The sequence below is a fragment of the Stenotrophomonas sp. YJH_SMC_48-3 genome (assembly GCF_059369375.1).
This window is the reverse complement of the sequence record NZ_JCAFSQ010000003.1, coordinates 161,404-179,551: the sequence shown is the minus strand read 5'-3', so window position 1 is coordinate 179,551 and position 18,148 is coordinate 161,404. Positions and strand designations below refer to the sequence as shown.

Below are 18,148 nucleotides of genomic sequence, written 5' to 3'. Positions count from 1 at the left end.
CCGACCAACGGTCGCTGCAGCCTGACATCCATGGGAATACACTCGCCACAGGCGGGAGCGCCCGCCGCTGCCGGGAACCGTCATGTACCGTTCTGCCGCCCATTGCCTCACCCTTTCGCTGCTGGCCTTCTGTGCTCCTGCCTTCGGCGCAGGCCAGGCACCGCCCGCCGATGTGGTGACGACCCCGACCATCACCGTGTCAGCGGTACGCGTGCCGACCCCGGAAGAAGTGTTCGCCATTCCCGCAGACCTGCGTGCGATGCTCCAGAAGCAGGTGATCCAGCGCAGCTACTCCCGCGACCAGCGGTTGCAGGCGCTCGTGGAGATGATCTTCGGCCAGCACGGGCTGGACCTGCAGTACGACGCCAATGCGACCTACACCGTCAGCGATATCTGGCAGCACCGCCGCGCCAACTGCCTGGCCTTCACCCTGCTGTTCGTGACGCTTGCGCGGGAGGCGGGCATCCAGGCGCGCGTGCAGGAAGTGGGGCAGGTAGTGTCCTGGTACCAGGACCAGGACGCGGGCGTGGTCTACAGCGTCGGCCACGTCAACGCCGGTGTCGACGTCGGCGGGCGTTTCGGTACCGTCGATCTGGATCGCAACGTGCTCTATGACCGCCGTGGGCCGGTTCCGGTCAGCCGTGCGCGGGCATTGGCGCATTTCTACAACAACCGGGGTGCGGAGCGCCTCGCCGACGGTGACTTCGGCGGCGCGCGTGCGTTCTTCGACGCTTCCCTGGGCCAGGACAGCGGGTTCGCTCCGGTGTGGAACAACCTCGGCGTACTCGCCCACCGCGAAGGCAACACCGAGGCGGCGCGGCAGGCGCTGGACCGATCGCTGCAGCTGGACGGCCGCCAGGATGCCGCACTGACCAATGCCTCTGCGCTGTTCCGCAGCCTGGGCTTGACCGCACAGGCGCAGTCACTTGAGCGCCGGCTGAAGTCGGTGCAGCGCGAAGACCCGTTCGCGCAGTACATGTTCGGCGCCAAGGCCGAACGCGCCGGCCAACTGGACGAGGCGATCCGCCATTACCGGCAGGCCGTGCGCCTGTACGACACCGCGCATCAGTTCCACTTCGGGCTGGCACGCGCCTATTTCCTGGCTGGCCAGCTCAAGCGCGCCGATCGTGAACTGCTGCGTGCACGGGAACTGGGGGGCGCGCCGGAGCAGGCGCGCTACCAGGCCAAGCTGGACAGCCTGGCCCGCTGGCGCGCGCAGCAGCAGGCCAGGCGCTGAAGGCGATCAGGCCTTCTTGAGGAAGCAGGTCTTCAGGACCAGGCCCTTGATCTTGTCCGAGTTGCCTTCGATGTGCTCGGCATCATCTTCGACCAGGCGGATGTTGCGGATCACGGTGCCCTGCTTGAGCGGGATCGAGGAGCCCTTCACTTTCAGGTCCTTGATTACGGTGACGGTGTCGCCGGCCTGCAGGGTATTGCCGTTGCTGTCACGCACGACCAGGGTGGAGCCCGCGCTTTCTTCGGGGGTCCATTCGAAGCCGCAGTCGGCGCAGATCCAGAGCGCACCATCGGCGTAGGTGTTTTCCAGGGTGCACTGCGGGCAGGCGGGGGCAGAAGACATCAGCAAGTACCTCAAAGTGAATCAACAGCCGCCATTGTAACCGCCTGGCTTCCCTGCCCCTTTTCCAGGCAGGCCCCGGGCTGCGCACCTGGCCCGACACACAACGGCACGCCCCCGGAACTTGCAGTCGGCGGCGAACTACAGCAGAGTGCGCGGCCCCTGATCGACCCCGGAACTTCCCATGCGCCTCGGCATCGACTTCGGTACCAGCAACTCCGCCGCCGCCATCGTGCATGAGGGAAAGCTGCTGCCGATCCGCTTCGGCGACGCCGAACAGTTCCGCACCAGCGTGTACTTCCCCGGCGTGGTGCCCGACCCGGATGACTTCCAGCTCGATGATGGGCAGGAACACCAGCTGCAGCAGATGATCGACAGCGCTGCGCGCGCGGCCCGCGCCGCCGGCCAGGAACGCACGCCACAGGCACTGCGCCGCGAAGCCCTGCGCGCACTGCGACGGGAGTGGATGGAAGCGCGCGCCGGCAAGGAACGCAGCGCCAGCGACCTGCTGCAGAACGCGGTCTATGGCGATGACGCGCTGGAAGCCTATTTCGAGGAACACGAAGGCAACCTGGTGCAGAGCCCGAAGTCGATGCTCGGCTACAACCTGCACCCGCGCGCCAAGCAGACCATCACCGGCATCGCCGCGCACATCCTCGAGCACATCCGCCTGACTGCCAGCGCCCAGCTCGGCCAGCCGCTGCGTGCCGCCCTGCTCGGCCGCCCGGTGCAGTTCCGCAGCTCGATCGGCGCGGCCGGCAACGACCAGGCGCTGGACATCCTGCGCGAGGCCGCCACCCAGGCCGGCTTCGACCAGATCGATTTCCTCGAGGAACCGGCCGCGGCGGCCATGCATTACCACGCCGAAAGCCGCGAGCGGCACCAGGCGGTGATCGTCGACATCGGTGGCGGTACCACCGACATCGCGCATGCCGAAGTCGGCGGCGACGACGCCCCGCGCATACACCGCGCCTGGGGTATCGCCCGCGGCGGTACCGACATCGACCTGGCGCTGAGCCTGTCCAGCTACATGCCGCTGTTCGGCCGCGGCATCACCCGCGTGCCCGCCCACCACTACGTGGAAGCGGCCACGGTGCAGGACATGACCCGCCAGCGTGACTTCCGCCAGCACAAATACGATCACGTCGACGATCCGTGGCGCGCGCGCCTGCAGGCCCTGCAGGACACCGGCAATACCGCCCGCCTGTACCGCGATGTGGAACGCGCGAAGATCGCCCTCAGTGCCGCCAGCGAGCACCGCAGCACGCTGGACTACATTGCCCGCGACCTGCATGCCGACAGCAGCGCCGCCGGCCTGGCCGCTGCCGCTCACGGCTACCTGGAACAGATCCGGGAACTGCTGGCCCAGGTCCGCAGCGACATTGGCGGCGACCCGGATGCGGTGTTCCTGACCGGCGGCATGTCCCGCGCCGGCTACCTGCGCCAGGCCGTGGCCGAGGCCTTCCCGGGCGCCCGCATGGTCCACGGCGAGCCCTCGCTGGGCGTGGTCCAGGGCCTGGCACTGGCGGCAGCCAGCCCGGATTAACAAAACGTTACGCGGTCTAAGTTACTCTTGGTCGGCTAGAACCCCGCTGCACCTTCCACTGGCCACGCCGGTGTGTGTCCACGGTGCAGCCTGGCCCGCCTGCGGGCCTAGCGGCCATGCCTTCCTGGCTCGTTCATGGTCCGCGCAGCACCTGAGCCGCCATCGAGACCCGCTTTGGGCACCCGCCAGGCCCCTGTGGCCTTACAACCTGACGCAGCACCTGCACCCATCGACTGCCGCCGTTGTGACGCGGTCTGTTGTCGGCTGCCCGTGCTGCTGCAGCCCGGCGACCACGTGCCTGGCCAGTTCCTGTCACGCGACTCCCACGGCCGTGCCGTGATGGCGCGCAACGAGGAAGGCTGGTGCGCGGCGATCGATCCCTATCACCTGCGCTGCACGATCTATTCGCAGCGCCCGGCGATCTGCCGCCAGTTTTCGATGGGCGGCGATGACTGCCGCCGCGAGCGGCAGGACTACCTGCGCCAGGCTGATGCCTGGTCGCTTTCCTCCCCTTCCACCTGACAGGAGCAACCATGCCCCGCAAGGCAAAGACCCCCGCGAAGGCCAGCAACAGCATCCGCAGCGAACGCAAGGGCGCGGCCGCCAGCACCGTGGTCAGCAGCGATTCGATCGCTTCGGACCTGGCAGCGTTCCGCAAGGCCGGTGGCAAGATCGAAGTGCTCGGCACCACCTGGGCGCTGAAGAAAGCCAGCTGACCCAGCACCGACCGCGGCGGCGCTGCCGCCGCGGCCTGCCGGACCGCGCTCAGCGATCCAGGCGTACCCTCACACTGCCCGAGTGCGACTGGATGCGGATGTCTCCATCACCGCCGCCCAGACGCGTGTCGAGATGGCTGCCCGGCCCATAGCGCGGCCGCTCCACCTGCCCGGCATCGCTGTTGATCGAGCCGCTGAAGCTGTTCACCGACAGCTGTGCCGACACCGTGCGCGGCAGGCTCAGCGTGACCGGGGCACTGACCGATTCGACATTGATGCGGCCACCGGGCGCCAACCCGGCTGCTGCCAGATCGATGCTGCCCGAGACGGTCTCCACCGCCAACCGCTGCACGCGTCCGGCCTCCACCGCAACCCGGCCGGATACCGTCTGCGCACCGATATCACCGGACACGCCGCCGCCGGCCTCGATCCGGCCACTGACCGTATTTACGTCCAGCTTCGGCGTCTGCAGGCGTGCGCTGACACTGCCACTGACCGTGTTGAGTTTGCTGTCGCCGCTGCGGCCAGCCGCGCTGAGGCTGCCGCTGACGGTGTCGGCCTGCAGCCGTCGCACATCGATGCCACTGATGTCCTGGCTGGCGCTGACCGTGCTCAACAGCAGTTCCACCGAGCGCGGCACGTTCAGCACCAGCGTCGCGCCACCATTGTTGCTGCGGCGCGGGTATTCAATCTCCCAGCGCACCCGGTTGGCGCTCTTTTCCTGGCGCAGCTGCAGGCCATCGCTGAGCGTGCCGGTGAGTTGCACATCATTGCGGTCCCAGCCACGCACGGTCACCTTGCCGGCCACGTTGCTCAGTTCGATGCGACCGCCCGCAGCCAAGGTGTGGCGCTCGTCGATGCGGGTGTCGGCCAGCGCCACGGCAGGGGACAGCAGCAGTGCGACACAGCAGGAAATCAGGGTTCGGGTCATGGGGGTCTCCTCAAGTCGTCAGGCCGGACTCGGCGGCATAGGCCGCCTGCCGGGTCAGTTCCAGCCGCAGCGCATAGGTGCGCTTGAGCTGGCCAAGCAGGTGCGGCGCGCGCGGGTCCTGCGCCAGTGCGGCACGGATCTGCGCCGCGCTTTCATCCAGTTCGTGCAGGGCCGGCTGCCATTCCGGCGCGCGCCCATCGGGCAGCGAGGCCACGGCCTGCTGGTACTGCTCGGTCATCGCAGCCGCCTGCAACTGCAGCGTGGACGGCACCGGTGTATCCGGCTGCGCATGCCACCAAGGGGCCACCGCGTAGATCGCCAGGCTGGCAGCCAGGGCAGCGCCGGCCGGCAACCACCAGCGGCGCCGCGAACGCGTTGCCAGGGCCACCACGCTGCCCGTTGGCGCAGGTGCTGCCTGTGGTTCACGCGGCGGCAGCCGGGCAGACAGGCGTGCCCAACCATCAGTGGGCACTTCGCGCTCATTCGGCAGCGCACGCAGCCGGGCCAGCAGGTCGTGATCGAAATCGTGTTCGTGCGTACTCATGTCATGTCTCCCAGCCGTGCGCGCAACAGGCCGCGCGCACGATGCAGCTGTGCCTTGGAACTGCCGACGGCCATCTGCAGCTGCTCGGCGATTTCCTGGTGTTTCCAGCCTTCGATGTCGTGCAGCACCAGTACCGCACGCGCCCGTGGTGGTAGTGTCGACAGCGCGCGCTCCAGGTCGCGCTCGGTGCCGGCGCAGCGGTCACGCACCGCCAGTTCCTGCAACCCTCCGTCCACTTCGTCGAGGCTGTCATGGTCCTGCCCGCCCGCCCGGCCACGCAGCTCCATGAGCGCGGCGTTGACGCCCAGCCGATGCAGCCAGGTCGACAGGCTGCTCTCGAAGCGGAACCCCGGCAGCGCTTTCCAGGCCTGCAGGAAGGCCTCCTGCAGCGCATCCTCGGCACGTGCCTGCTGGCCGCCACACAACCGCCACAGCACAGCGAATACACGCGGCGCGTGACGCCGGTACAGCAGTTCGTAGGCAGCAGTGTCTCCCGCAGCGGCCGCCCGCACCAGGGCGGGTTCGTCGACGGGGTCGTTGGCGGCAGGCAGCGCTGGCATGGTGGTGTCGAGCATATCGCTTGGATGCGGCGGCCTGGAAAAAGGTTTAGAGGTGATAGGCGATCAGGGACATGCAACCTTTTCGACGATGGCTGCATCCATGAAAGGTCTTCGAGAAAACACCTCCGGGAGTCCAGTCATGTCCAGCCCCGCCTGCGCCGCCGTGCTGGTGATCGCCGCCTGCGTCGTGCTGCAGGCATTGGGCCTGTCCCTGCAGCTGCGCACGGACAGTGGCCGCGCCTGCCTGCAGCAGCATCGCCAGGAACTGGTGTGCCTGGCCTGGGCACCGGCAGTCGAATCCACGGCAGGCGCCGGGTAACATCAAGGGCCGTTATTGCCACCTGTTGTCGCGCCATGATGTTGTCGCTGAAGGATCATCTCCCCGCCTGGACCCACCCCTGGCTGCATGACGTGGGTATCGCCGTGAAGATCCTGCTGACCCTGCTGGCCGCGTGGCTGCTGCGGGTGCTGGCACGGCGCCTCATCCGGCGTTTCGCCGAGCACTACACACTGCCACCGGAGATGGCGATGGGCGCCCGGCGGATCACCAGTTTCGTGGTCTATTTCAGCGCCCTGCTGTACATCCTCAGCCTGCTGGGCGCGTCGCCTTCGGTACTGTGGACGGCGTTCACCGGCTTTGCCGCCGTGGGTGCGGTGGCCTTTTTCGCGGCGTGGAGCGTGCTCTCCAACATCTTCTGCACGCTGCTGATCTTCACCACGCGCCCGTTCCGCCTGCATGACTACATCGAGGTGCTGGAGAACGGCGAGAAGCCGGGTCTGAAGGGCCGGGTGATCGATGTGAACCTGATCTACACCACGCTGCAGGAAACCGGCGACGGCCACGAGGGCACGGTGCTGCAGTTGCCGAACAACCTGTTCTTCCAGCGCACGGTGCGCCGCTGGCGCGACCCGGCACAGGCGCCTGGTGGCATCCAGGGCGACGGCTGAGGCGCGGTGTTCGGCAGGGCTTGCAGCCCTGCACCTGCCGAATCAACGTCAACGTCAACGGCAGAAGCTGGCTATCCGTGGGTAGGCGGGGTGGGTCCGGTTGAGGGGGACGCTGCAAGTACGTCCATGTAAGCTCGGTCGCCGCATCCATGCGGCTCACGCCCCCTCAACCGGACCCACCCCGCCTTCGACAGTTTTCCGCGAGCTGTCGGAACGACGCATTGCTCTGGTGCGTGTCGACCTTCGTCGACACGGTGGATCCACGCCATCCGTGGATGACTCATTCGATATCTGACAGATGTGTCGATCAAGGTCGACACCTACCAACAGCCGCGGAAATCTGTCAGAGGTGGGGCGGTGTCGGAGTGCGGGGTGTCAGCCGCATGGATGCGGCTGCCAAGCCTACAAGGACGTACTTGCGGCGTCCCCGCACTCCGACACCGCCCCGCCACCTCACGGAATGCCAGCTTTTGCTGTTGCTGCTGCCTTGGCTTGAAGGCTTCGGCGGGTGCAGGGTGCAGCCCTGCCCAACAACCTTTACCTCAACTGGCTGTCCTTGCTGCCACGCCGGTTGTAGCCGGCATGCGCCTGTTCTTCGTCGTCATGCGCCTGCTGGCACGCCACGCACAGCCGGACACCGGGCACGGCCTGGCGCCGCGCCAACGGGATCGGCGCGTCGCATTCCTCACAGTGTTCCAGACCGGGTCCCTCGCGCAGCTGGCGCCGCGCGCGGGCGATCGCATCGTCGACGGTGGCGTCGATCTGGTCCTGGACCGCGCCGTCTCCCGCCCAACCGGTGGCCATGGCCGTCCTCCGCAGGTGTGTCGCCTGATATGGGGACGATACACCCCGGTAAAAGGAATGCCTTCCTGTAGCGACGAGCCATGCTCGGCGGGGCTTCAGCAAGCTGAGTGGAACGCGCACGGGTTCGATCAATCCGATTGCGACTTAATCCCCTCCGTCCCCTTTTTGTTTACCAGATCAGGTCGTCCGGTACCTGGAACTGCGCATAGTAGGCGTCGTCCTCGGCGTTGCCGGTCGAGATCTCGGCGGTCGAGCCCGGCTGGCCGTGGTCGACGATGATCGCTTCGGGCGCGCGTTCACGCACCTTTTCGGCGGCAGCACGCGGCAACACGGCGTAACCGTCACCATGGGCAACGATGACCAGAACGCCCACCGACAGCGCCTTGCGCAGCTTGGGGTCGATCAGCAGAGTGCGGATCGCCGTGCCATCGCTGAAGCGGTACTCGTCGTCGCCCTTGTGGGGCACGGCATGGGCCGTGATGATCTGCTTCGCCTGCGCCTTCTGTTCAGCTTGACGGGCCTGGGCATTGCGCTCGGCGGCCAGTGCGCGGTCGCGCTCGACCTTCTCGGCGCGGGCACGCTCAGCCTCGCGCTGGACCTCGGCCGACGTCGATTCGGCCTTGCCCTGCCGGGCCTTGGCCTGCGCGCTCGCGGCAGCGCTGGCCTGCGACTTCTTGGCCAGGCCGGCCTTGAGCAATTGTTCCTGCAGCGCGTTGGGCTTTGCCATGGTCGATGTGTACCGCGTGTAATCTTGGATGTCCCCATTCTACCGACGCCCCGCCACCCCTGCATGGCAGTCCTGAAGTACCTCACCGGCTATCCCGAACCCCTGGTCGCCCAGGTCAGCGACCTGCTGGCACAGGGCAAGCTCGGCCCATGGCTGCAGCAGCGCTACCCCGACCCGCACACCGTGCGCAGCGACCGCCAGCTGTACGACTACACGCAGGAGCTGAAGGACCGCTACCTGCGCAAGTCGGTGCCGCTCAACAAGGTCTGCTACGACAACACGCTGGAAGTGATCAAGCACGCGCTGGGTACCCATACCGCCATCTCGCGCGTTCACGGCGGCCGCCTCAAGGCCAGCCGCGAGATCCGCATCGCCACCGTGTTCCGCTAGGCACCGGCAGCGTTCCTGCGCATGATCGTGGTGCATGAGCTGGCCCACCTGAAGGAAGCCGACCACAACAAGGCCTTCTATCAGCTGTGCCAGCACATGGAGCCGGATTACCTGCAGCTGGAATTCGATACCCGCCTGTACCTGACCGAGCTGGCCAACCGCGGCCAGCGCTGACCGGCCGCAGCAGCTACACTGCGCGCCCACTGCCCGACCTGCCTGCCATGGAACCGATCCGTCTCGACAAACGCCTGTCCGCCCTGCTCGGCATCCCGCGCGGCGAAGCGCGGCGCTACATCGAAGGCGGCTGGGTCACGGTCAATGGCGAGGTGGTGGAACAGCCGCAGCGTCCGGTCGATGACAGCGCGGTGATCGTGGTGGCCGAGCAGGCCAGCGATGAAAAGGCCGAGCGGGTCAGCATGCTGCTGCACAAACCGGCTGGCGTTGCCGCCGAAACCCTGTGCGCGCTGGTCAGCAGTGACAGCCGCAGCGAGCTGGACGCCAGCGACATCCGTCCGCTGCAGCGCCACTTCCACGGACTGCAGCTGGCGGCCGCCCTTCCGGCCAGCGACAGCGGCCTGGTGGTGGTCAGCCAGGACCCGGCCACGCTGGCCCATCTTCAGCGCAACCTGGGACGCACCGAGCAGGAATACCTGATCGAGGTCGCCGAAGGCGGCCCCGAGCGTGGCCCATGGCTGCTGGCGCGCCTGCAGCAGGAATCCGGCGGTGCCAAGGTCAGCTGGCAGAGCGAGCAGCGCCTGCGCTTCGCGGGCAAGGGCCTGACCGCCAAGGGCCTGCGCGTGGCGGTCACCGCGGCCGGCCTGCAGGTGACGGCCGTGCGTCGGCTGCGTATTGGCCGCGTGGCACTGGGACCGCTGCCTGCAGGGCAGTGGCGTTACCTGGGCAGCGACGAGCGGTTCTGACAGGGAAGTCCCTGTGATCCACGCATGGCGTGGATCTTCTGCGATGCACCGTCTGCCTTTGATCCACGCGTAGCGTGGATCTACCATCGGCGCATGAGCCTGCCCAAGCCCCTGTGGCGACGTCTACTTCGCGTTGCTGCAATCATCCTCGCCACACTGGTGCTGCTGGTCCTGTCCGGGCTGCTGCTGGCCGACCATCTCACCCCGCAGGCACGGGGCACGCCCTCGCACGTGCTGCCGCTGCAGCCGGCACAGACGCGGATCGACCGGCAGATCGTTCCGTTGCAGGAGGCCCATCCCGGCCAGTCCGGCGTGGCCTTCCTCAGCGATGGCATGGATGCCTTCGCCGCGCGCGCGATGATCACCACCCACGCCGGGCGCAGCCTGGACCTGCAGTACTACATCTGGCACGACGACCTGATCGGCCACCTGATGGCCAAGGCGTTGTACGACGCCGCCGAACGCGGCGTGCGCGTGCGCATCCTGCTCGACGACATGAACGCCAAGGACAAGGACGCCCTGATGATGGCGCTGGACCGGCACCCCAACATTGAAATCCGCCTCTACAACCCGTTCCGCAACCGGACCGGCCTGCTGCGCATGGTGGAGATGGTGCAACGGTTCTTCAGCGTGAACCACCGCATGCACAACAAGAGCTGGATTGCCGACGGCCGCGTCGCGATCGTCGGCGGCCGCAACATCGGCGAGGAATACTTCAGCGCGCGCACCGATGTGAACTTCCAGGACCTGGACCTGCTGGTCGCCGGCCCTGCCGTGGAGCAGGCCAGCCGGATCTTCGACGACTACTGGAACAGCGAGGCCGCCATTCCGGTATCGGCGCTTGCCTTCCATACCGATGCCCAGCTGCGCCTGCTGATACGCGAATCGGACCATGAGGCCCAGCGTGACGTGGCCCAGCCCTACCTTGCGCGCGTGGCCGAATCGCGCAGGCGGCAGCGCCCGAGTCCCGAGCCATTGCGCTGGAGCCGTGCAGTGCGCATCGTCTCGGACCCGCCGATGAAGCACCGCGACGATGATCGCGGCGCGTGGCTGGTTTCGACGCTGACCAGCGAGCTGCAGGCCGCCCGGCACAAGGCCCTGTTGATCTCGCCCTACTTCGTGCCCGGCAACGAGGGCCTGGATGGCTTTTCGGCCATGGCCCGGCGGGGCGTGCAGGTCGGCGTGGTCACCAACTCACTGGCTGCCAATGACGTCGCCGCGGTGCACGGCGGCTACATGGGCTACCGCGTGCCGTTGCTCGAAGCCGGCGTCCACCTGTATGAGCTGAAGGCACACGGGCAGTCCGGCGATGCGGGCGTGTTCGGCAGCAGCGGCGCCAGCCTGCACACCAAGGCATTCCTGGTCGATGACCGCCGCGGCTTCGTCGGCTCATTCAACCTCGATCCGCGCTCGGCCTACCTGAACACTGAAATGGGTGTGCTGTTCGACGATCCGTTGCTGGGTGCACAGCTGCGCGGCGAGTACCTGCGCCTGGCGGATCCCAGGCACAGCTGGTGGCTGGCGCTGGACGACCGTCGCCGGTTGCGCTGGCTGGAGCGCGAACCACCACCGCACTGGGCGGAGGAAGAGCCAGGGGCAACGGCGCGCAAACGCTGGTTGTCGCGGGTGATCAGCTGGCTACCGCTGGAATCGCAGCTGTAACGCTCAGCGCCCCGGATCGGTGGCTTCCTGCCCGGCATCATCCAGCGTTTCCACGCTGCGCCCATGCAGTCGCCGCCAGATCCAGCGCAATGCATGCGGCGGTGCCGAAGGCAGCTGTTCCAGCAGGGCCAGCATGCGGCTCTGGCTGGCATGCCCATGGCGGCACAGCAGGCTGGCCGCCGCAGCGGCGCTGGCCAGGCGCAGGCTGTCGGCCAGCGGGCCCTCGGCCTCCGGCAACAGCGCCTGATGCACCGGCTCGGGCAGCTCCCACGCAGCCGCCACCCGTTGTGCCAGCGGTAACGACCACTGCTGAAGCAGCTGCAGTGCCAGCGCCGGCTCCACGGTTTCACCACGTGCCTGGGCTTCCTGCAGCAGCTGGCGCATCACCAGCGCCGCGCCCAGGCCCTGCACCAGGCCCAGCCACTGCGCGGCGAAAGCATCACCGAAGGTAACCGTGCGTGCGTGGTCTGCAGCCGCGCGCGAGGCCAGCAGTGCGTGCTCCCAGATGATCGTGCTGAACTGCGGGAACGCATCGCACTGCATCTGCATCACCGGCTGTACCAGTACCGCGCTGATGATCTGCCGAACGCCGTCGGTACCGACCAGGGTCACTGCCCGCTGCAGGCTTTCCACGGGCCGCTCGTGCACCTTGTAGGCGGGGCTGTTGGCGATGCGCAGCAGGTTGCCGGTCAGCACCGGGTCCTGGCCGATGATCGCGGCCATCACCCGCGCGGAGGCGGCATCGTCGTTGACGGTCTGGATCAGCTGCGGCAGCAGCTGCGGACGGCGCGGCAACTGCCGGGTAGCCCAGTCGCGGTCCTGCAGCGCGCGTGCCACCGCTTCCCCCAACGCCGGATCCTGTACAGGCGCCGGCTCACCGGCCAGTCGTGGGTACAACGCCAACGCGTGCAGGCCGCGCTGCAGATGTGCGGCGATCTCCGCAGACGGCAGGGCCTCACCCTGCAGGCTCGCAGCCGCTGCCGCCACTGCCTGTCGCGATACCGCCGCCAAGCGGGACGGCGCAGCCCCGGTCGAGCGCGCCAGCCAGCCGCGCAGTGATCGCCACCAGGCCGCTGTCATCGCCGCCTGCCCTGTCGTTGTGGTGCCCTTGCCGTCACTGACCGCCTGCCTCTTCACGCGAATCCGGCCACCCGCCGTCGTCGCAGCATCGGCCGCACTTTCATCTTCTTTAACCGGAAGGCATGCGATGTCGACGGCACCGGCCGGGGGAATGGACTAGAATGGCGCCGCGCGACCCGTCCCCCTGCACCGACGACGTCGCTTTTTTTGTTTTGGGACCCTACCGTTCACTGGCCGTTCGCTGCAGTTCGCCGCTGATCGCGCCATCGGAGACGCCATGCTATTCGAAACCCTCGCCACCACCGGCCACGAACAGGTGGTGTTCTGCCACAACCACGACGCCGGCCTGAAGGCGATCATCGCCATCCACAACACCACCCTTGGCCCGGCCCTGGGCGGCGTGCGCATGCGTCCTTACGCCAGCACCGACGAGGCGCTGGCCGATGCGCTGCGCCTGAGCCGGACGATGACCTACAAGAATGCACTGGCCGGCCTCAACGTCGGTGGCGGCAAGGCGGTGATCATCGGCGACCCCAAAGCGGACAAGACCGAGGTGCTGTTCCGTGCCTTCGGTCGCTATGTCGATTCGCTGGGCGGACGCTACATCACCGCCGAGGACGTCGGCACCGATGTCAACGACATGGAGAACATCTACCTGGAGAGCCAGTTCGTGACCGGCGTGCACCAGGTCCATGGCGGCTCCGGTGATCCGGCCCCGTTCACCGCCTACGGCGCGCTTCAGGCGTTGATGGCGTCGATGCGCTTCAAGTTCGGCCATGAGGAAGTGGGCAAGACCAGCATCGCGGTGCAGGGCCTGGGTCACATCGGGATGGAACTGGTGAAGCTGCTGCGTGACCGCGGTGCCAAGCTGTATGTCACCGACCTGGACAGCGCGCTGGTTGACCGCGCGGTCAGCGACTTCGGCGCTGAAGCGGTCAAGCCGGACGAGATCCATGAAGTGAATGCCGATGTGTTCGCACCGTGTGCGCTGGAAGGCGCGATCAACGCCGACACCCTGCCGCGGATCAAGGCAAAGATCATCTGCGGCACCGCCAACAACCAGTTGTCGAGCCTGGAAATCGGCGACGAACTGCATGCGCGCGGCATCCTGTATGCGCCGGACTATGCGGTCAATGCTGGTGGCGTGATGAACGTGTCGCTGGAGATCGACGGCTACAACCGCGAACGCGCGATGCGCCTGATCCGCAGCATCTATCACAACCTCACCCGCATCTTCGAACTGTCGCAGCGCGAGAACATCGCGCCGCAGCGAGCGGCCGACCGCATCGCCGAAAGCCGCATCCTGTCGATCGGCAAATTGAAGATGCCGCTGGGCCGCAGCACCCCGCGCCTGGGCAACCTGCGCGGCGGCTGAGCGCGTCGATGTCGCGCCGGGGCTGGCGTCCCGGCGCGACTGTCACTCAGAACCCGGTGCTGTAGCGCAACGCCGCCTGGCGCGCGCCCTCGCCCCCGACGCGCTGGTCGAAGCCCAGGCTCAGGCGGCCACTGCGACCCCACCACGATTCCAGCGCCATGCCGATCAGCGCACTGCCGCGCGGCGCATTCCAGCCCGCCAGTGGTGCCCAGGCATCGACGCCGACGAAACTGGCCTGCCACGCCGCATCGGCACCCTCGAGCCGCTGCTGCCACTCGGCATGCCCGCGCAGGGTCCAGCGCCCCCAGCCATGCTCGCCGCGGATGCCGGCCAGCATCTGGCTGCGCTGCACGCGGTTGGCATCGCCACGCAGGCCGAAGCCGAACCCGCCCAGTTCGTTGAACGCATCGGTATCCACGCGCGTGGTGCTGGCGCCCAGATACGGTGTCAACGAGGCACCCGCGCGGCCGAAGCGATAGCCGCCTTCGACACTGGCACTGCTGAAGCGCCCGCCATAGCGGGCCGAAACACCGTAACTACCCGCGCCCAGCAGCAGTTGGCGATCCAGCGCCCGGGTGAACTGCCCGCTGCCGATCTGGGCCAGCGCATAGCCCCGGCCCAGATTCCAGCCCGCGTAAAGCTGTGCCTGCGCCTGGCGATCACGCCCGCGATCGCCGCCGAAGCTGCTGCCACCGTTGCTGCGGGTCTCGCCGAAGGCCACACCCATCAGCCCGGTGCTGCCCAGCGGCAGGTCCTGGCCGGCCATCCAACCGCGGCTGTCGGCGGCGTTGCCGGCAAAGCTGCCCTGCCCGGCCTGGCCGAGCGCACTCTGCCAGGCCCCGCGCAGGCGCGGCGCCGCCTGCACGCGATCAAAGCGCTCTGCGATGGCACGGCGTGACATGTCGATGCTGTCGAAGGTGACCGCTTCGGCCCGCGCGTGCGCCTGCCCGGACAGGCTCTGCAGACTAGCCTCGAGGCCGTTGCTGCCACCGCCGGTCCACTGCAGCGCCCCGGCGGCCGTACCGAAGGCCGATCCCTGCAGTCCTGCATTCTTGTCGAGCGCGGCAAATGCACCCTCCAGCCGCTGTGCTGCCGCCTGGGCGGAAGCCCCCAGGCCGCTGGCTGCCCCGGTGACACTGACCTGGGTCAGGTTCAACCAGGCGTTGTTGCTGTCGTAGCCATAGCTGCTCTGCAACAGCGACAGTCCCTGCAGGCCGCTGGAGGTGGCCGGCGTACTGAAGGCACCACTGAGTCCGCCGTCCGCATGGATCAGGTCCTGCCGGGTGCCGCTCTGTGGCACGTAGCCGGAGACGAAGCCATGCACGCGCACGCCACCGTCGAGGGTGGCCTTGCCGGTGACCTGCAGCGCATTGGCGCCGAGTGCGATCATCAACTGTGCGCCCGCCTGCTGGGCGTAGTCGCCCTCGATGGTGCCGGTGGTGTTGCCGGTGGTGAGGAATACGCTGCTGCCGTTGACCACGTTGCCGATCACGCGCGGCGCGCCGCCATTGAACTGCAGGCCGGTCGAATCCGGATCGGACTGGCCGAGGATGGTCACGTTGGAACGGATCACGCCACCGTCCTGCAGTGCCAGGATGCCGCGTTCGATGCGGGTGGAACCGGTATAGCTGTTGTTGCCGGCCAGCACCAGAGTGCCCCCGCCCTGCTTGACCAGGCCGCCGCTGCCGACGATGTTGTTGCGCCACGCCGAACCGCTGGAGGCCACATCCACGTTGGCAACCACATCCCCCCAGTCGAAGCGACCCGGACCGTTGATCGCACGACCGATGTCGAGCAGGCCGTAGCCGAACACCGGATCCACGCCCGGGGCGCCGATGTCCTTGGCAGTGCCCAGCAGGGTCTGCCGCACCAGGTCGTTGCTGAAATACGGATAGCGCTGCCAGACCAGCGCAGCGGCGCCGGACACCAGCGGCGCCGCGAATGACGTGCCGTAGTTCCAGTAGTAGCTGCCCCCGTTTGCATCGGGATAGACCGCGCTGCCCGGCGCTGCCAGGCAGTAGCGCGCGGCCTGGCCGCAGCCATTGGCGTAGCTGGCCAACGTGCCCGGTGCATAGGGATCCACCGCGGTCGCCACCAGCCAGCCGCGCTCCAGATCTGCCGCCGGCAGCGAGCCGGCAACGCCCAGCTGGCTGGGCAGCGCGGCCAGGCTGCTCGGTTCACTGCGGCCGTCATTGCCCGCTGCGAACACCACCAGCCCGCCGTGGTTGACCACGAAGGGGCGATACTCGGCGGCCACCTGCGCGGTGGTCGGCAGGTCGGTCCAGTACAGGCCGCCCCACGAGTTGTTCATCACCTTTACGTTGTAGCTGATCAGGTCCTGGTGCACCTGGGCCACGCCCAGCGGTCCGCTGAAGGAATTGCCCTTGCCGCTGCCATCGTCGGCGGGCGGCTTGTCGGCGATGATCCGCGCCGAAACGATCTGCGCACCAGGGGCGATGCCGCCTGGCCAGGACCCAACCGGCGCGCCGGCAGCCAGGCTGGCTACCGCCGTGCCGTGGCCCACCACGTCGTCCACCTGCAGGTTGTTGCGCGACGGATCGATGTAGTTGAGGTTGGCCACCACCCGCCCGTTCAGTGCCACCGCGTCGCGCTGCACGCCCGAATCGACGATACCGATGCGCACGTTCTGGCCGCTCAGGCCGGCGGCCTGTGCGGCACGCGCATTGGTGACCGACAGATGCGCGTCGAAGGCCGGCTCCTGCGGTTTTGCCGGCGGCGGCGGCGTCGGTGGCGGGGTCGTGGGTGGCGGCGGTGGTGGCGGTGTGTCAATGCGCACGTTGCCGCCCCCGCCACCTCCGCCACAGGCTGTCAGCGCCAGTGCCAGCGCGGTCGCCAGGGCAGATTTCACCGTCGTCGTGCGTTCCATCGATTCCTTCCCATGAACATTGGCCCGTCGTTGTCCCGGCAGGCATGCGGCGCCGTCCAGCGGCGGCCCTCCCCGACCCTCTATACTTGGGCCGACCCCCACGCAGTCTGCCGGGAAACCGGGGCGCTTCCAACGGCCCACGGTCTCCTTTCCGAACATTGCTTACGCATCAACGAGATTGCCATGTCCAACATCGTCATCGCCGCCGCCAAGCGCACCGCCATCGGCTCCTTCCTCGGCCAGTTCAACGGCGTGCCGACCCCGACCCTGGGCGCGGCCGCCATCGCCGCCGCACTGGAGCAGTCGGGCATCCCGGCCAGCGACGTTTCCGAAGTCCTCATGGGCTGCGTGCTGCCGGCCAACCTCGGCCAGGCGCCCGCCCGCCAGGCGGCGATCGCTGCCGGCATTCCGCTGTCGACCGGTGCCACCACGCTGAACAAGGTCTGCGGCTCCGGCATGAAGACCATCATGCTCGGTCATGACCTGATCAAGGCCGGTTCGGCCAGCATCGTTGTCGCCGGCGGCATGGAATCGATGTCCAACGCGCCGCACATGCTGCCCAACTCGCGCACCGGCAACCGCTTCGGCAACTTCCAGGCGGTCGATCACATGGCCCACGACGGCCTGGTCAACGCTTATGACGGCAAGGCGATGGGTGAATTCGCCGAATGCGCCGTGGACAAGTACCAGTTCAGCCGCGAAGAGCAGGACGCCTACGCCATCGAATCGGTCAAGCGCGCGCAGGCAGCCCAGGCCAACGGCGCGTTCGCCGATGAAATCGTCGCGGTGAAGGTCGCCACCCGCAAGGGCGAGGTCGAGATCACCACCGACGAGCAGCCCGGCCGTTCGGACATCGCCAAGATCCCGACCCTGCGCCCGGCCTTCAAGAAGGACGGCAGTGTGACCGCCGCCAGCTCTTCCAGCATTTCCGACGGCGCTGCCGCAGTGGTCCTGCTGACCGAGGAAGATGCGGCTGCGCGCGGCATCAAGCCGTTGGCCCGAATCGTCGGCCACGCCACCCATTCGCAGGAACCGGAGTGGTTCACCACTGCCCCGATCGGCGCGCTGCGCAAGCTGCTGGACAAGACCGGCTGGTCGCTGGATCAGGTCGATCTGTTCGAAATCAATGAAGCCTTCGCTGTGGTGGCGATGGCGCCGATGCGCGAACTGGGCATTCCGCACGACAAGCTCAACGTGAATGGCGGCGCCTGTGCACTGGGCCATCCGATCGGTGCCTCCGGCGCACGCCTGGTGGTGACCCTGGTCAATGCCCTGCGCACGCGCGGTGGCAAGCGCGGCATTGCCACCCTGTGCATCGGCGGTGGCGAAGCAACCGCGATCGCCATCGAATTGATTTAACTAGATTTAACGATGATTTCGCAAAAATGAATGCGGGATCGCTTGACACCCAATCTTGGCTTGTCATCATGTTGTCGGCGCGCAGCATGCGCGTTGCCTAATTCTAACGACGAGGATTTACAC

General features: G+C 67.5%; 18 protein-coding genes and 1 pseudogene. 11 read left to right on the top strand and 8 right to left on the bottom strand.

Annotated features, from left to right (window positions below; genetic code table 11):
* The first annotated feature begins 82 nt into the window (after nt 1-82).
* Nucleotides 83-1,237 carry a transglutaminase-like domain-containing protein gene (locus AC5P65_RS05895; RefSeq protein ID WP_111104622.1) on the top strand — a complete coding sequence of 385 codons (1,155 nt, stop codon included), beginning with the start codon at nt 83-85 and terminating at the stop codon, nt 1,235-1,237.
* A 6-nt stretch (nt 1,238-1,243) separates the two neighbouring features.
* Here the strand turns inward: AC5P65_RS05895 and AC5P65_RS05890 are convergent, their stop codons facing one another.
* Nucleotides 1,244-1,579, bottom strand: coding sequence for a zinc ribbon domain-containing protein YjdM (locus tag AC5P65_RS05890; protein WP_021204683.1), 336 nt, complete (start codon nt 1,577-1,579; stop codon nt 1,244-1,246).
* A 181-nt stretch (nt 1,580-1,760) separates the two neighbouring features.
* Between AC5P65_RS05890 and AC5P65_RS05885 the strand changes: the two genes are divergently transcribed.
* The 3 genes from AC5P65_RS05885 (at nt 1,761) to AC5P65_RS05875 (ending at nt 3,838) form a co-directional block, all read left to right on the top strand.
* Nucleotides 1,761-3,122 carry an Hsp70 family protein gene (locus AC5P65_RS05885; RefSeq protein WP_111098030.1) on the top strand — a complete coding sequence of 454 codons (1,362 nt, stop codon included), beginning with the start codon at nt 1,761-1,763 and terminating at the stop codon, nt 3,120-3,122.
* A 228-nt stretch (nt 3,123-3,350) separates the two neighbouring features.
* Nucleotides 3,351-3,644 carry a YkgJ family cysteine cluster protein gene (locus AC5P65_RS05880; RefSeq protein ID WP_080112561.1) on the top strand — a complete coding sequence of 98 codons (294 nt, stop codon included), beginning with the start codon at nt 3,351-3,353 and terminating at the stop codon, nt 3,642-3,644.
* Nucleotides 3,645-3,655: 11 nt separating this feature from the next.
* Nucleotides 3,656-3,838, top strand: a complete 183-nt coding sequence (locus tag AC5P65_RS05875; RefSeq protein WP_005410566.1) for a hypothetical protein — start codon at nt 3,656-3,658, stop codon at nt 3,836-3,838.
* Between the two features lie 49 nt (nt 3,839-3,887).
* Here AC5P65_RS05875 and AC5P65_RS05870 read toward each other — a convergent pair whose 3' ends face one another.
* From AC5P65_RS05870 to AC5P65_RS05860, 3 genes are read right to left on the bottom strand one after another with little or no spacing between them, the layout of a single operon-like run.
* Nucleotides 3,888-4,769, bottom strand: a complete 882-nt coding sequence (locus AC5P65_RS05870) for a DUF4097 family beta strand repeat-containing protein (RefSeq protein ID WP_019662136.1) — start codon at nt 4,767-4,769, stop codon at nt 3,888-3,890.
* A gap of 10 nt (nt 4,770-4,779) precedes the next feature.
* The gene (locus AC5P65_RS05865) at nt 4,780-5,313 is read right to left on the bottom strand and encodes a hypothetical protein (protein WP_111098031.1); all 534 of its coding nucleotides are present in this window, start codon (nt 5,311-5,313) and stop codon (nt 4,780-4,782) included.
* Complete coding sequence (locus AC5P65_RS05860) at nt 5,310-5,888, bottom strand: RNA polymerase sigma factor (RefSeq protein ID WP_111098032.1); 579 nt, start codon at nt 5,886-5,888, stop codon at nt 5,310-5,312. Before AC5P65_RS05860 ends, AC5P65_RS05865 begins: the two co-directional genes overlap by 4 nt.
* A gap of 124 nt (nt 5,889-6,012) precedes the next feature.
* On the opposite strand from AC5P65_RS05860, the gene AC5P65_RS05855 reads away from it, so the two are divergent.
* Complete coding sequence (locus tag AC5P65_RS05855) at nt 6,013-6,192, top strand: hypothetical protein (protein WP_019662139.1); 180 nt, start codon at nt 6,013-6,015, stop codon at nt 6,190-6,192.
* A 35-nt stretch (nt 6,193-6,227) separates the two neighbouring features.
* A complete protein-coding gene (locus AC5P65_RS05850; RefSeq protein WP_019662140.1) occupies nt 6,228-6,821 on the top strand; it encodes a mechanosensitive ion channel domain-containing protein in 594 nt (197 codons plus the stop codon).
* A gap of 537 nt (nt 6,822-7,358) precedes the next feature.
* On the opposite strand, the gene AC5P65_RS05845 is transcribed toward AC5P65_RS05850, so the two are convergent.
* Nucleotides 7,359-7,625, bottom strand: a complete 267-nt coding sequence (locus AC5P65_RS05845) for a DksA/TraR family C4-type zinc finger protein (RefSeq protein WP_010482865.1) — start codon at nt 7,623-7,625, stop codon at nt 7,359-7,361.
* A 169-nt stretch (nt 7,626-7,794) separates the two neighbouring features.
* Entirely contained in the window at nt 7,795-8,352 is a 558-nt protein-coding gene (locus AC5P65_RS05840; protein WP_111098033.1) for a DUF2058 domain-containing protein, read from the bottom strand.
* 63 nt (nt 8,353-8,415) lie between these two features.
* Here AC5P65_RS05840 and AC5P65_RS05835 point away from each other — a divergent pair.
* From AC5P65_RS05835 to AC5P65_RS05825, 3 genes and pseudogenes are all read left to right on the top strand, one after another.
* A pseudogene (locus tag AC5P65_RS05835) lies at nt 8,416-8,916 on the top strand (M48 metallopeptidase family protein).
* A gap of 47 nt (nt 8,917-8,963) precedes the next feature.
* Nucleotides 8,964-9,662 carry an RNA pseudouridine synthase gene (locus tag AC5P65_RS05830; RefSeq protein WP_019662144.1) on the top strand — a complete coding sequence of 233 codons (699 nt, stop codon included), beginning with the start codon at nt 8,964-8,966 and terminating at the stop codon, nt 9,660-9,662.
* 93 nt (nt 9,663-9,755) lie between these two features.
* On the top strand, nt 9,756-11,324 hold the full coding sequence (locus AC5P65_RS05825) for a phospholipase D family protein (RefSeq protein WP_180832171.1): 1,569 nt from the start codon (nt 9,756-9,758) through the stop codon (nt 11,322-11,324).
* Nucleotides 11,325-11,327: 3 nt separating this feature from the next.
* On the opposite strand, the gene AC5P65_RS05820 is transcribed toward AC5P65_RS05825, so the two are convergent.
* Nucleotides 11,328-12,404: an HDOD domain-containing protein gene (locus AC5P65_RS05820; RefSeq protein ID WP_111098035.1), complete on the bottom strand. Its 1,077-nt coding sequence runs from the start codon at nt 12,402-12,404 to the stop codon at nt 11,328-11,330.
* Between the two features lie 277 nt (nt 12,405-12,681).
* On the opposite strand from AC5P65_RS05820, the gene AC5P65_RS05815 reads away from it, so the two are divergent.
* Complete coding sequence (locus tag AC5P65_RS05815) at nt 12,682-13,779, top strand: Glu/Leu/Phe/Val dehydrogenase dimerization domain-containing protein (protein WP_019662147.1); 1,098 nt, start codon at nt 12,682-12,684, stop codon at nt 13,777-13,779.
* A 46-nt stretch (nt 13,780-13,825) separates the two neighbouring features.
* Here AC5P65_RS05815 and AC5P65_RS05810 read toward each other — a convergent pair whose 3' ends face one another.
* Nucleotides 13,826-16,666: an autotransporter serine protease gene (locus tag AC5P65_RS05810; protein WP_111098036.1), complete on the bottom strand. Its 2,841-nt coding sequence runs from the start codon at nt 16,664-16,666 to the stop codon at nt 13,826-13,828.
* A gap of 183 nt (nt 16,667-16,849) precedes the next feature.
* Between AC5P65_RS05810 and AC5P65_RS05805 the strand changes: the two genes are divergently transcribed.
* On the top strand, nt 16,850-18,025 hold the full coding sequence (locus tag AC5P65_RS05805) for a thiolase family protein (RefSeq protein ID WP_019662149.1): 1,176 nt from the start codon (nt 16,850-16,852) through the stop codon (nt 18,023-18,025).
* Nucleotides 18,026-18,148: the final 123 nt, after the last annotated feature.